This window comes from Blautia sp. OM06-15AC (assembly GCF_003481425.1).
GTDB lineage: Bacteria > Bacillota > Clostridia > Lachnospirales > Lachnospiraceae > Fusicatenibacter > Fusicatenibacter saccharivorans.
Genome location: NZ_QULD01000002.1, coordinates 155,869 through 170,229 on the forward strand (window position 1 = coordinate 155,869; position 14,361 = coordinate 170,229).

At 46.8% G+C, this 14,361-nt stretch carries 12 protein-coding genes; 11 read left to right on the plus strand and 1 reads right to left on the minus strand.

The genetic code is table 11. The features are described from left to right. The first annotated feature begins 143 nt into the window (after positions 1-143). The 11 genes from DXB83_RS04340 (at position 144) to DXB83_RS04390 (ending at position 13,804) form a co-directional block, all read left to right on the plus strand. A complete protein-coding gene (locus DXB83_RS04340) occupies positions 144-1,346 on the plus strand; it encodes a hypothetical protein (RefSeq protein ID WP_118697298.1) in 1,203 nt (400 codons plus the stop codon). Positions 1,347-1,518: 172 nt separating this feature from the next. Beyond that, positions 1,519-2,289 (plus strand): hypothetical protein, encoded by a 771-nt coding sequence (locus tag DXB83_RS04345; RefSeq protein ID WP_118697299.1) that lies wholly within the window; start codon positions 1,519-1,521, stop codon positions 2,287-2,289. Further along, complete coding sequence (locus DXB83_RS04350) at positions 2,282-3,136, plus strand: hypothetical protein (protein ID WP_118697300.1); 855 nt, start codon at positions 2,282-2,284, stop codon at positions 3,134-3,136. The genes DXB83_RS04345 and DXB83_RS04350 overlap by 8 nt, the downstream gene beginning before the upstream one ends. 4 nt (positions 3,137-3,140) lie before the next feature. Further along, positions 3,141-3,776 (plus strand): ABC transporter ATP-binding protein, encoded by a 636-nt coding sequence (locus DXB83_RS04355; protein ID WP_118697301.1) that lies wholly within the window; start codon positions 3,141-3,143, stop codon positions 3,774-3,776. Between the two features lie 109 nt (positions 3,777-3,885). Continuing rightward, positions 3,886-4,185, plus strand: a complete 300-nt coding sequence (locus tag DXB83_RS04360; RefSeq protein WP_118666672.1) for a cupin domain-containing protein — start codon at positions 3,886-3,888, stop codon at positions 4,183-4,185. 15 nt (positions 4,186-4,200) lie between these two features. Beyond that, positions 4,201-5,142 carry an AraC family transcriptional regulator gene (locus DXB83_RS04365; protein WP_243001870.1) on the plus strand — a complete coding sequence of 314 codons (942 nt, stop codon included), beginning with the start codon at positions 4,201-4,203 and terminating at the stop codon, positions 5,140-5,142. Between the two features lie 203 nt (positions 5,143-5,345). Continuing rightward, positions 5,346-6,722 (plus strand): ABC transporter substrate-binding protein, encoded by a 1,377-nt coding sequence (locus DXB83_RS04370; protein WP_118697302.1) that lies wholly within the window; start codon positions 5,346-5,348, stop codon positions 6,720-6,722. Between the two features lie 212 nt (positions 6,723-6,934). Then, a complete protein-coding gene (locus tag DXB83_RS04375) occupies positions 6,935-7,798 on the plus strand; it encodes a carbohydrate ABC transporter permease (RefSeq protein ID WP_226906345.1) in 864 nt (287 codons plus the stop codon). Next, positions 7,798-8,604 carry a carbohydrate ABC transporter permease gene (locus tag DXB83_RS04380; protein ID WP_226906346.1) on the plus strand — a complete coding sequence of 269 codons (807 nt, stop codon included), beginning with the start codon at positions 7,798-7,800 and terminating at the stop codon, positions 8,602-8,604. The genes DXB83_RS04375 and DXB83_RS04380 overlap by 1 nt, the downstream gene beginning before the upstream one ends. 97 nt (positions 8,605-8,701) lie before the next feature. Then, positions 8,702-11,740 (plus strand): glycoside hydrolase family 2 TIM barrel-domain containing protein, encoded by a 3,039-nt coding sequence (locus DXB83_RS04385; protein WP_118697303.1) that lies wholly within the window; start codon positions 8,702-8,704, stop codon positions 11,738-11,740. Positions 11,741-11,758: 18 nt separating this feature from the next. Then, positions 11,759-13,804: a beta-galactosidase gene (locus tag DXB83_RS04390; RefSeq protein WP_118697304.1), complete on the plus strand. Its 2,046-nt coding sequence runs from the start codon at positions 11,759-11,761 to the stop codon at positions 13,802-13,804. Between the two features lie 67 nt (positions 13,805-13,871). On the opposite strand, the gene DXB83_RS04395 is transcribed toward DXB83_RS04390, so the two are convergent. Next, on the minus strand, positions 13,872-14,240 hold the full coding sequence (locus DXB83_RS04395; RefSeq protein WP_117801881.1) for a winged helix-turn-helix transcriptional regulator: 369 nt from the start codon (positions 14,238-14,240) through the stop codon (positions 13,872-13,874). Positions 14,241-14,361 lie beyond the last annotated feature (121 nt).

Here is a 14,361-nt window from a genome sequence, read left to right on the forward strand (position 1 = left end):
AAAGGACAAAGTCTTATTTTTTGCCATCTGTACCGATTATCCCAGATAGAGCATGATATCCCAGATCCGTTGACGATGGAGAAAATTTTCGTTATGCTTCGAGTACAGAAGAGAAAGAACGAAATTTTGAAAAGAGGGGATATATGGGAAAGAAAGTGTTGGGAGTTCTGACGATATTGCTGCTTCTTTCGGGTTGTCAGAATATGGGGAATGAGTCAGAAAATTTGCAGCAGGTAAAAAAACAGGAAAATGGAGAAGAACGGAATATTTCTATCAGCAATGATGAAACGGAAACAAATGTGACACATGAAAATGATCAGGAATTAAGCGATGGTGAGCATATTAGTTTTCAGCTTGGCAGTCAGGCAAAAATTGATGCGGTTGTTGACATGCCTGACAAAAAATGGAACGAGTTTGAAAAATGTGTGATAGAAGTGGATGGATTTCAAGGAGAAAGTGTGTTCAATAAAATACTTGGGAAAATCCCGGAAAGTGGATTGGAAACAAGAAAAGGAGACACAGGAGAGCCGGATGTTTGTTATTCGTATGAGGGAATACTTGGCGAACAATTAAAAAATCAAAATGGAACGGTGTCTGTCAGCAATATATTAGGAGTAGAAACGGAAGAAGGAAAAAAAGTTTATTATAATTTACCTGTTGAATATATTACATCAGCCTATGGTGAAGGGATTTTAGTCAGAGACAATGAGCAGGAAATTTCATTGGAAGACGAAGAAAAGCTGATAGAGGAAGGAAAAGAGTTTGTTAGATGGATTGGAGACTGGGAAAAAGTTGAATTGACCAGTAAATACAGTTTTTCGTATAAACAGATGGAAAAACAGCAGGAATTAATGGAACAGGCAATCGAGAATGGAGAATTGCTAAAGCCTCAGAAGATTCAGAAATATGAGTGGTCAAAAGCAGATGATTGCTTCCTGTTGTTTTTTCAGGGATATCTGAATGGGGTTCCTGTATTATGCAATGAAATTAACCGGCAGGATGATCTTTATATTCCGTCATCTAAAATACAGGCTGTTATAACGGAGGGCGGAATTCAATATCTTCAAGCAGTTAATCACTATGCTATTCGGGAAAAGGAACCGGTATCTCTTGCGGAAAAAGATATTATTTTGGAAACGCTGAGAAATAAGTATGATTTGGCAATTGCCGAGCCGATTACGCTGGATCAGATGAAACTGATTTATTACCCGATGACAACGGGAAGAAATGAAACAGGGCATTGGATGTGTGATATGATTCCTGCGTGGCAGTTTCGATTTATAGAAGATGAGATCGAACAGTATGTTTACATCAATGCACTGGATGGACGGGAAATTGCGGGGTGAGTTTGTCTGAGCTTTATGATTTACTCAAAGAATAAATTATTTTTGTGAAAGATGTGGCTCCGGGCTAAGCGGGGTCACATCTTTTATAGAGACGCAGAGAAGTTTCGAGGGATGGAATGTATCAACCAGTAAAACTATCTCGAAAATCAAAACAGAAAGAAGGTGATCTTTCATGAATTTTTTTCGAATGATAAAAATGGATTTTACAAGAATGCTTTTATCAGGAAAATTTTATTTTGCCATTGCAGGTGCGATGCTGGTTACTGTGTTGAACATCAGTCAGGAAGCAATGCAGAGCCGGTGGAATGTATCGGTATATTACCTGGTTGTCAGCAGCCATGGTGTGGGTGCATTTTTTGAAGTGTTTTCTGTGCTGGCTGTGCTGCCGTTTGCGCTGAGCTATTGGGAAGACAGCAGAAATGGCTATCTTAGATGCATTGAGACACGCATAGGGAGAACAGCGTATTGCTGGTCGCATCTGGTAGTGGCCTTTTTCGGCTCTGTGATCAGTATTTTTCTGGGAATGGCAGTTGTTTATGGCATTTTGGCATTAAAAATACCGTGGATAAAAAAAGAAGAGCTTGAAACATTAACAGGCGGTTTAAACTATGGAAATGGACTCGTCCTGCCGTTTTACCTTGCCGCAAGATTTGGAGTTGAGGCTGTCAAGTATGCATTTATGGCAGTTTTTGCGCTTATGATATCGGGAAAAATAAAAAATCTGTTCGTGCTGGTCAGCACACCGGCTCTTTTTTATTATGCAAGCCAGCTTGTAGCAGAAGCGCTGCAGCTGCCGGGCCAGATGAGATGGTACCAGCTCCATGGGGGAAGTATCCGGAATTTTAAGGATTTTTTTGTGATAGCTGGTTATTTCCTTATTCTGACAGGAATGGAAGGTGTAATTTTCGTGCGAGTGGTAAAGAGGAGGGCGCAGAATGGATAGAATACGGATGAGCCTTCGGGTATGTCAGATACGTTTGCGGAAAACATTCACAACACCACGATTTTATGTTGCGCTGTTGTGGATTGCGATCCTTTTTCATGTAATGACGGCGGGTATTCGAGGCTTCTGCGAGCAGACCGGAGTTGATGTGACTTTTTGGATGCTGCCGTTTATGACCAGATATAATGGAGACCAGATTATCATCGTTCTTGGGGCTCTGCTGCTTTTCTGTGATGCTCCGTTTCTGGAACCGAACAGCGGGTGGCAGATTCTGCGAGTCGGGCGGAAAAGCTGGTTTTGGGGAAACATGCTATACATTGTGGTTGTTTCCTTTTTTTACACCATATGCTTAAGTATGATTCCGGTACTGCTTGTGTTTCCGAATGTAGGGTGGGAAACCGGATGGGGGAAGGTGATCAGTACGCTGGCTCAGACGAATGCGGCATATACCTTTGACCAGGAACCGTTGGATTATCTGATCATTTCGCGATTTTCGCCGCAGGAGGCAATGGGGCTCACAATGCTTGCAATCTGGTGCCTGTCGGTTATGACAGGCGTTGTGAGTTATGCCGGAAATTTTCTGGTACACAGGGGATTTGGAATCGTCATCAACTGCGGCATCGCACTCACCGCGCTTCTGCTCAGCAAATTTTCCAACATCACAATCGGCTATTACTGCGCGCCGCCGCTTTGGATGAATATTGCAAGCTACAAGTGGCAGGGGTATGGAAACGGGCCGTCGATAGCATATGTTTACAGTGTCTTTGCGGCTGTCATCGGCGCATGTACGATCCTTTCGTATCTCGGAATACGGAAGAAGGATCTGAATTTTGTGGAGGAAATCTAGGGCGATGGAAGAGAAGATCAGAATAGAAAACGTAACGAAAAAATTCGGCAGCTATGCGGCGCTGGATGGGATCAGTCTGAATTTTGAGAAGGGGAAGATTCACGGAATCATCGGAAGAAACGGAAGCGGCAAGACGGTTCTGTTCAAATGCATCTGCGGATTTCTGCGGGTGGACGGCGGTGCGGTTTTGGTGAATGGAAAACAGATCGGAAAAGAAATCGAAGCGCCAGAGAGCATTGGCGCTATCATCGAAACACCGGGCTTCCTTCCGGGATACAGCGCAAGGCAGAATCTGCAGTTTCTTGCCGGCATCCGCGGGAAAATCGGAAAGAAAGAGATCGACGAAGCCATCCGAAAAGTCGGCCTGGACCCGGAAGCGAAAAAGCACGTCGGCAAATATTCCCTCGGTATGCGCCAGCGCCTCGGCATCGCACAGGCAATCATGGAAGATCCGTCCCTTCTGATCCTGGACGAGCCCATGAACGGCCTCGACAACCAGGGCGTGCAGGAGATGCGGCAGCTGTTTTTGAAACTGAAAGACGAAGGAAAAACCATTCTTCTTGCCAGCCACAACCGGGAAGACATTGCAGCCCTGTGCGACACGACAGTGGAGATTGACAGAGGAAAAATTGTGAAATAGAAATGGAATGCCTGAACGGAAGTGTTCAGGTATTTTTTGCTTTCGTGGTAGAATATTTAAGCAATCTGGAGTAAAATAAACAGCAGAAAAAAGAAAGTGAGAACAAAAAATGGCAGACAGACACACAACAGAAAAATTACTGGAGGGCGAGCGTCTTTCCGGAAAGGTGACATTATTTGCGAAAGTAACAATTTTACCGGGCGACGAGCTTCCGTATCATGAGCATCACGGAGAGACAGAAACGTACCACATCTTATCCGGCGGGGGAATGTATCAGGATAATGACAAGACCTATCCGGTACAGGCTGGCATGACGACGTTCTGCGAGGACAGCAGCGGACATGCGATTTCCTGCCTTGGGGAAGAGCCGCTGGTCTTTCTGGCGATGATTCAGAAAAAAGCAGAGTAACCGGAGCGGACGGCCATGAGCAGAAAGAAAAAGCCCAGGATGGAATACCGCTACTACGAAGCGCCGGAGAAATGTCCGGTGCTGGCGCTTCTGGGCGAAAAATGGGTACAGAACTACGGTTATCAGATTGATTACCTGCATTTTCATAATATGATGGAGATCGGCGTCTGCTATTACGGTGAGGGGACAATTGTCCTGGAAGATAAAGAAATTCCGTACGACGGGGGGGCATTTACGGTAGTACCAAAGAACTTTCCACATACGACAAACTCAAAGGAAAACAGTCTGTGCTCCTGGGCATGGCTGTTTATTGATGTGGAAGGCTTTATCACAAAACTGTATAAGGATAATTCGCGTATGGCACAGAAGCTGATTTCCCGCATCAACCAGAGGGCTCATTACTCGAAAAATGAGGACAGACCTGAGGTGGCGGAGCTGATCAAACTGATTATTAAATGCATGGATGAAAAAGAGGAATTTTATCTGGAAGAAGTAAAGGGGCTGACGCGGGCGCTTCTGATGCAGATTGCGAGATGGAATGAAAAAGATGAGACGCAGGAAAAGAATGCCATTCTGGATGATGCCAGCATTGCCCTGATTCTTCCTGCGCTCAATTATATCGGGGAAAATTTCCACGAGAGCATCCGGATTGAAGAACTTGCGGATGTGTGCCACATCAGTGAGACACATCTGCGCCGTATTTTTCAGGAATCCATGCGGATGCCGCCGGTGGAATATATCAACTGGGTTCGGATCCGGGCAGCGTGCAAAGAGCTGAGAAAGACAAATGCCTCCGTAAGTGACATTGCACTGCACTGCGGATTCACAACAATATCCACTTTTAATCGTAATTTTCGAAAGATTCTCGGCGTTTCGCCCCAGCAATGGCGGAGGGCACCGGAACATTACGAGCAGAATTTGTTGAAATTTGACATAAAAACACAGGAAGGATGGTGAAACAAAGTGAAAATATCTATAGATAGTTGAAAATGCATAGGATAGAGTCGAATATGCGCACAACAGACGAAAGAATGTTGTTATAATTTGTACATGTTGAGGGGATAAAAACCTAAAAAATGTACAAAACAACCAAAAGACTTTTAAGCGATATATGTGAAAAAGTCAGGTTGTAAAATAACATCTTAAGGAGGATGTGCAATATGAGAAGAAAAATTGTATCAATCGTAATGGCATCAGCAATGGTACTTGGACTGGCTGCATGCGGATCCAGCGGAGGAACTACAACAAGCTCCAGCAACGGCGGAAACGATGCATCAGCAGCAGATGACACCACTGCAAAATCAGAGAGCAGCGACGTAGTAGAAGGTGGTTCAGATGATGACAACACCTTAACCGTATGGACCTGGGACCCGAACTTCAACGTTTATGCGATCCAGAAAGCAGCTGAGATTTACGCACAGGATCACGAAGGCTTTAAAGTAGAAGTCAGCGAAGTACAGTCCGATGACATTGAAACCCGCCTGACCACAGCAGTTTCTGCAGGAGACTTAAGTACTCTGCCGGATATCTTCCTGATGCAGGACAACTCCTTCCAGAAATATGCAACCAACTACCCGGACATTTTCACAGATCTGACCGATTCCGGTATCGACTTTGGTGAATTCTCATCCGCAAAAGTTGCTTACTCTACACTGGATGGAAAGAACTACGGAATTCCGTTTGACAATGGCGCCGTGATCGAGTGCCTGCGTACCGATATGCTGGAAGAGGCAGGCTTTACCGTAGATGATTTCACAGACATTACCTGGAATGACTTTATGGAAAAAGCAAAAGTTGTCAAAGAGAAAACAGGTCAGCCAATCCTGACATCTCAGGCCGGATCTCCGGACCTTGTTATGGAAATGCTGCAGTCCTGCGGCGAGTCTCTGTTTAATGAGGATGGATCCGTAAATATCGTAGACAACAAAGCATTAAAACCAATCCTTGAGATCTACAGCCAGATGGTAAAAGACGGTACTCTGGTAGAAGTTACCGACTGGGATCAGTACATTGCATCCATCAACAACGGAACCACAGCAGGCGTTATCAACGGATGCTGGATCATGGCTTCCATCACAGCAAACGACGATCAGTCCGGTAAATGGGCGCTCACCAATATGCCAAAACTGGACGGCATCGACGGAGCAACCAACTACTCCAACAACGGTGGTTCTTCCTGGGCAATTTCTTCCAACTGCAAGAAAACCGATCTTGCCATTGACTTTATGAAATCTACCTTCGCAGGCAGCACAGCTCTTTACGATGACATCATCGCAAAAGGCGCTCTGGCAACCTGGGCACCGGCAGGAGAGTCCGAAGCATATGCACAGCCAGTTGCATTCTTCAGTGATGACCCGGTTTATGCAAAAATCGTTGATTTCGCAACCAAGACTCCATCCAACATCACTGGAGCATTCTACTACGATGCACGCGATGCTGTCGGAACCGCACTTTCCAATATCATCCAGACAGGAGCAGATATGGACAGCGAACTCCAGACTGCACAGGAAACCGTAGAGTTCAACATGGGTAACTAAGATTTCTCATATTGTAAAAAAGTAGGAGGATAAGAAACGGGTCTGCTTCTAGACAGACAGAAGCAGGCCCGTTCTGTATCTGCCCCGGGGTGGGCTTGAAAAATGATTTCTGCAGGAGAACATGCAATGTTGTCTGCAAAAAGATTTTTTCAAGCGTACCTCGCAGCGAAAAAAGAAAGGAAGATTCCATGAGCAGCCAGAAGAAAAAAGGAATGAACTTGGAAAGAAAACAGAATTTTACCGGATGGGTTTTTCTGCTTCCGGCAACGATTCTGATCGCATGGATGAGCTTTTATCCGATGATTCAGGCATTTATCCTGTCTTTGCAGACCGGTATGGGCATTAACCTGAAATTCAACGGATTTGCAAACTATGCGCGTATTTTAAAAGACCCGACTTTTAAACAGACTTTAAGTAACACCTTCCTCTACCTGATTATTCAGGTGCCGATCATGCTGATCCTTGGTCTGATGTTTGCATCGATGCTGAACAACAAAGATCTGCGTTTCAAGGGACTGTTCCGTACCTGCATTTTCCTGCCGTGCGCAACATCGCTGGTATCTTACGCAATGATTTTCCGTTCCCTGTTTGCAAACGATGGATTTATCAACACCGTTCTGCGCGGACTTGGCATGCATCCGATCATGTGGTTCTCCAATGCCTGGACAGCCCGTGCCGTTATCATCATCGCATTGGTCTGGAGATGGACGGGATACAATATGGTATTCTACCTCTCCGGTATGCAGAACATTGAATACTCAATCTACGAAGCAGCAAAAATTGACGGCGCAAGCCCGCTGCAGACCTTCTTCAAGATCACCGTTCCGCTGTTAAAGCCGATGATCCTGCTGACCACGATTACCTCTACCAATGGTACGCTGCAGCTGTTCGATGAGTCCCTGAACCTGACAAACGGAGGTCCTGGAAAATCGACCATGACCATGTCTCATTACATTTACAACATGTCCTTTGTACAGAGTCCAAACTTCGGCTATGCGGCAGCAATGTCGATCCTGATCCTGATTATGGTTGCCATTCTGGCACTGATTCAGATGAAAGTAGGTGACGAGCGATAATGGGAAAAACAAAGAAATTCTTCATGTATCTGGTTTTAACGGTAGCATCCCTCCTTTCTGTATTTCCGCTGTACTATATGTTCTGCGCGTCTACGAACAGAAGTATTGATGTTATTGCCGGAAAACTGATTCCGGGTACTTATCTGATGGAAAACTTCAAGTCACTGATTGCGCAGCAGAACCTGCGTCTTGCACTGTGGAACTCGTTCCGGAATGCAACGGTACTGACGGTCCTTTGTCTTCTGGTCTGCTCAATCGCAGGTTATGGATTTGAAATTTATCATGACAAAGCGAAAGATGCGGTATTTACCGTGCTTCTGACTGCGATGATGATCCCGTTCGCAGCAATCATGATCCCGATGTTCCGTATGTTTTCACAGTTAAAAATGGTCAACACGATGGCAGCATTTATGCTTCCTTCGATTTCCACTCCGTTTATGATTATGATGTTCCGTCAGGCTTCCCGTTCTTTCCCGCACGATATCATCGAAGCGGCAAGACTGGATGGTTTAAGCGAGACAGGAATTTTCTTCCGCATGTATATGCCGACCATGAAATCGACCTATGCGGCAGCAACGATCATCACCTTCATGAATGCATGGAACAACTATCTGTGGCCAAAGGTTATCTTACAGAACAATGATTCCATTACCATGCCGATGCTGGTAGCGAACCTGCTCGGCGGCTACACTGTAGATTATGGCGTGCTGATGCTCGGCGTATTCATCTGTACGATCCCGACAGCAATCATTTTCTTCTGCTTCCAGAAGAGCTTCACAGAAGGTATCACAGGTGCTGTAAAATAAGAAAAAGAATCGAACAGAAAAGGTGGATATTTGGATGAATATCCACCTTTTTTCAAAAGATCAAAGAAAATAAAATTCCAGAAGGAGGAAAATAAAAATGGGTGTATTTCAGTATGAAAAAGTGAAGGACCCGACGTATTATGGAGAGAACCGGGTACCGGCGCATTCCGATCACAGGTATTATGGATCGGTGGAAGAAATGGAGCAGCATGTGGAAAACTTCCGTCACAGTCTGAATGGACTGTGGAAATTCCACTATGCAAAGAACTACGAGAGCACGATTCCGGGATTTGAGACACCGGAGTATGACTGCACAAAATGGGATGATATCCGCGTGCCGGCGCATATCCAGATGGAGGGATACGACGCACCGCAGTATGCCAATGTGCAGTATCCGTGGGAAGGAAGAGAAGAAATCCAGCCGGGCGAGATTCCGGAGCGGTTCAATCCGACGGCTTCCTATGTGAAATATTTTGAAGTGCCGGATCAGATGAAAGGAAAACGGCTTTTTGTTTCCTTCCAGGGAGCAGAGAGCGGTATTGCCGTATGGCTGAACGGAACGTTCCTTGGCTACAGCGAGGATACGTTTACTCCGTCCGAGTTTGAACTGACCCCGTATCTGAAAGAGGGCGAAAATAAACTGGCTGCGCAGGTTTTCAAATGGACGAGCGGAAGCTGGTGCGAGGATCAGGATTTCTTCCGTTTCTCCGGTATTTACCGTGATGTGTATCTGTACACGATTCCGGAGGTTCACGTTTCGGATCTGAAAGTACAGACGCTGCTGGATGATACGTTTACGAAGGCAGATCTGGTCATTGATACGAAAACGATCGGAAAAGGAAAAGTGAAAATTACCCTGTCAAAAGACGGAACGGCACTGCAGAGCACCGAAGGTGTGCTGGATGGGGAAACACAGTTTGTTCTGAAAGTCGATCACCCGGAACTGTGGTCCGCAGAGACACCGGTGCTGTATGATCTTCTGCTGGAAGTCACCGCAGAGGATGGAACGGTGCAGGAACTGATTCCGCAGAGAGTCGGATTCCGCCGCTTTGAGATGAAAGACCACATCATGATGCTGAATGGAAAACGCATTGTCTTTAAAGGCGTCAACCGCCACGAGTTCAGCTCCGTATCCGGCCGTGTTGTTTCGAGAGAAGAGCTGATCAAAGACCTGACAACGATGAAACAGAACAACATCAATGCAATCCGTACCTGCCATTACCCGGATGCGGTCGGCATTTATGATCTGTGCGATGAATACGGTATTTACATGATTGCAGAGTGCAACATGGAGTCCCATGGAACGAGAGATACGGATGCGGTACGAAACGGAGATTTCTCCGGTGTTGTACCATGCGACCGCCCGGAGTGGATGGACTGCATGCTCGACCGTGTGAATTCGATGTATCAGAGAGACAAAAACCATCCGGCGATTCTGATCTGGTCCTGCGGAAATGAATCGTTTGGCGGAAAAGTTATTTTTGAAATGTCCCAGCTGTACCGGAAGATGGACCCGACCCGTCTTGTTCATTATGAAGGAGTTAATGACGACCGCAGATACAACGACACCAGCGATATGGAAAGCCGGATGTACACGACGGTCAATGAAATCCGTGAATTCTTGTCGAAAGACAGAAGAAAACCGTATGTCTGCTGTGAGTATGCGCATGCGATGGGAAATTCCTGCGGCGCCATGAAGAAATATATGGATCTTGCCGAGGAAGAACCGCTGTTCCAGGGCGGCTTTATCTGGGATTATATCGACCAGTCAATCTACAAAAAAGACCGCTACGGAAAAGAATTTCAGGCGTACGGCGGCGATTTTGACGATCATCCATGTGATTACAATTTCAGCGGAAATGGTATTGTATACGGCGGCGAGCGCGATGCTTCCCCGAAGATGCAGGAAGTAAAATTCTGCTATCAGAACATTGCTGTGGATGTACAGAAAGACAAAGCAGTTGTAAAAAATAAGAACCTGTTTGTGAATACTGATGCGTTTGACTGCGTGGTAATTCTCGAAAAAGAAGGAAAGAAACTGAAAGAAGTGCCGATGGAAGTTTCCGTGGAACCGCTTTCCGAAAAAACAGTGGAGCTTCCGATTGCCGTACAGACACTTCCGGGCGAGTATGCGGTGACCGTTTCCTTCCGCCTGAAAGAAGATAACGTATGGGGCAAGCGCGGCCATGAAGTTGCATTCGGACAGGGTGTTTATGAAGTGGAAGCACCAGCGAAAGCAGAAAAACCGGCGAAATTTGAAGTGATCCGTTCCAACCATGATTTTGGTGTGCGCGGCGAGAATTTCGATGTGATGTTCTCCGATCTGAACGGCGGACTCGTATCGTACCGTTACGGCGGCGTTGAGATGATCAAAATGATTCCGAAACCGAACTTCTGGCGTGCGCCGATCGACAATGACTGCGGAAGCCTGATGCCGATGCGTTACAGCCAGTGGAAGATTGCTTCGATGTATCTGTCCCACAAATATCCGAACGGCAGCCATTATCCGGGACTGTATGCGCCGGAAATCGAAGTACACGAGGACTGCGCAGAAGTCAGCTACCGCTATGTAATGCCGACCACACCGGCGAGTGAGTGCCGTCTGACCTACCGTGTCTTCGGCGATGGAAGCATTCAGACGACGCTGACGTATGATCCGGTGAAAGAGCTCGGCGATATGCCGGAATTCGGCGTGATGTTCAAGCTGGATGCCGATTACGACCACGTTACCTGGTACGGCATGGGACCGGAGGAGACGTATGTGGACCGCTGCGCCGGAGCAAAGCTTGGCGTTTATAAGAATAAAGTCGAAGACAATATGGCGAAATATCTCGTTCCGCAGGAGTGCGGCAACAAGGTTGGTGTACGCTGGGCAACCGTGACGAACCGCAAGGGCCGTGGTATGATGTTCAGCGGCGACAAGATGGAATTTTCCGCACTGCCGTACACACCGCACGAGCTGGAAAATGCGATGCATCCGTATGAACTGCCGCAGGTACATTACACCGTTGTGCGCGTGGCAAAACAGCAGATGGGTGTCGGAGGAGACGACAGCTGGGGTGCACAGACCCATCCGGAATACCTGATTCCGGTTGACCAGAAACTGGAATTTACCTTTACATTCCGAGGCATTTGAGAATAAAAGGAGATTTTCATGAGACAGAATATAAATTTTGGAAAACTTCTGCATGGCGGAGATTACAATCCGGAACAATGGCTGGAATATCCGGAAATTCTGGAACAGGATCTTGCGTATTTCAAAAAAGCGAAAATAAATGAAGTTTCCCTCGGCATCTTTTCCTGGGCATTCCTGGAGCCGGAAGAAGGCGTGTTTGATCTGGAATGGCTCAAAAAAATGGTAGACCGCCTGTATGAAAATGGAATTTCTGTCATGATGGCTACACCGACAGCGGCAAGACCGCGCTGGATGGCACAGAAATATCCGGAAGTACTCCGCATGGATGCGATGCGGCAGAGAAATCTGTACGGAGAGCGTCATAACCATTGCTATACCTCGCCGGTGTACCGGGAAAAAACGAGAAAGATCAATACAAAACTGGCAGAAGCGTTCAGGGATCATCCAGGTGTCATTGCATGGCATATTTCGAATGAACTAGGCGGAGAGTGCCATTGTCCGCTCTGCCAGGAGGCATTTCGGAACTGGGTAAAACAAAAATATGGCAGTTTACAGGCCTTAAACCATGCATGGAACACGGCGTTCTGGAGTCATACATACCAGAGTTTTGATCAGGTGGAGAGTCCGTCGCCAAAAGGAGACGCATCGCTGCACGGACTGAATCTGGACTGGAAACGATTTGTAACAGATCAGACAGCCGATTTTGTGAAATGGGAGATCAGCGCGCTGCGGGATGCCGGTGCCAAACAGCCTACGACCATCAATATGATGTATGATTTCAAGGGACTGGATTATCACAAGTTTGCCGACATTGTTGATTTTGTTTCCTGGGACAATTATCCGACCTGGCACAAAGAAGCGGAAGCAGTTACGGCAGCAGATACGGCGATGCAGCATGATATCATGCGCAGTATCCAGAAAAAGCCGTTTTATCTGATGGAGAGCTGTCCGTCCGCAACAAACTGGCAGCCGGTCAGCAAACTGAAAAAGCCGGGCATGCTGCACGCCGCATCCATGCAGGCCGTGGCGCACGGATCGGACAGTGTCCTGTATTTCCAGATGCGCCAGAGCCGTGGGGCTTCCGAAAAGTTTCATGGAGCGGTGATAGACCATTATGGAGGAGATGACACCCGTGTATTCCGGGAAGTGACAAAGGTAGGAGAAACCCTGGCGCAGATGCAGGAACTTTCCGGTGCCATCTGCAGTCCGAAAGTGGCTGTGATTTATGACACCGAAAACCGGTGGGCACTGGAAGATGCGGCAGGGCCACGGAATCAGGGCCTGTTTTACAAAGAAACCGTGGAAAAATCATACCGCGCCTTCCGCAGACTCGGCCTGGATGTTGATGTCATCGATGAAACGCAGGGCCTTTCGGACTATCAGATCGTGGCAGCGCCTGTGGTTTATCTGCAGCGGGAAGGATGGGCGGAAAAAGTACGGCAGTTTGTGGCCGGAGGCGGCACTTTCCTGGCAACGTACTGGTCCGGAATTGTAGATGAGACGGATCTTTGTTTCCTTGGCGGAACGCCGCACGGACTGCTGGATGTAATGGGACTTCGGAGCATGGAGATTGACGGCCTGTACGATGGGGAATGGAACGAAGGAGTTCCGGTCCCGCAAAACCGTCTGCATCTGACCCGGACGTACCGGTGCAGCAATCTCTGTGAACTGGTGAAACCATCGGCAGCAGAAGTGCTGATGACTTATGGAAAAGATTTTTATGCAGGAATGCCTGCACTGACAGAAAACCAGTATGGCGCAGGAAAAGCATATCAGATCTGTGCCGATTTTGAACAGGGTCTGTACGATGAGCTCTGCAGGAAACTGGCAGAAGAAGCAGGTGTCATATCGGTGGTGAAAGAGATTCCGGATGGCGTGGAGGTTACAACGCGCGAAAAGAACGGAATCCGGTATGTGTTCGTGCAGAACTTTAATCGGAATGCCGTGGAAATCAAACTTCCGGTCGAACAGTATCCGGTGTGGAACGGACAGTATGATGGAACAATCGGAAGCTGGGAAACAGTGGTGCTGAAAGAAAACAGTCCGAACTTCCGGGAAAAATAAAAAATAAAAATGTCTCAAAACAAAAGACTGGTTTTGAGACATTTTTTTTGCAAAAAACAAACGAATATCAGGCAGTTTCGGATTCTTCGGCGGAGAGTTTTTTCTTATAATTTTCTCCCCAGCTCCACATGGCATCCATGATTGGCTGTAGGCTGTAGCCCAGGTCGGTGAGGGTATATTCTACCCGCGGTGGAACTTCTGCATAAACTTTACGGCTGACGAGCCCGCTCTGTTCCATCTGACGGAGCTGGCTCGTCAGAACCTTCTGGGAAACGTGACCGATGGATTTTTTTAATTCGCCAAAACGTTTGGTGCCCGGCATCAGATCACGGAGAATCAGGACTTTCCATTTATCACTGATTAAGGTTAAGGTAGTCTCTACCGGGCAGGCCGGGAGATCGGCTAAAGATATTGCGTTTTTTTCAGAAACTGACATAAAAAACCTCCATTTCATAAAGATTTTCTTGTAAAAGTAAGCACGGAAAACCTTGTATTTACACAATAGTTTCCTTTTGGTAACTACAGCACAATATTGTGCTTACTTTATGTTAAGACGC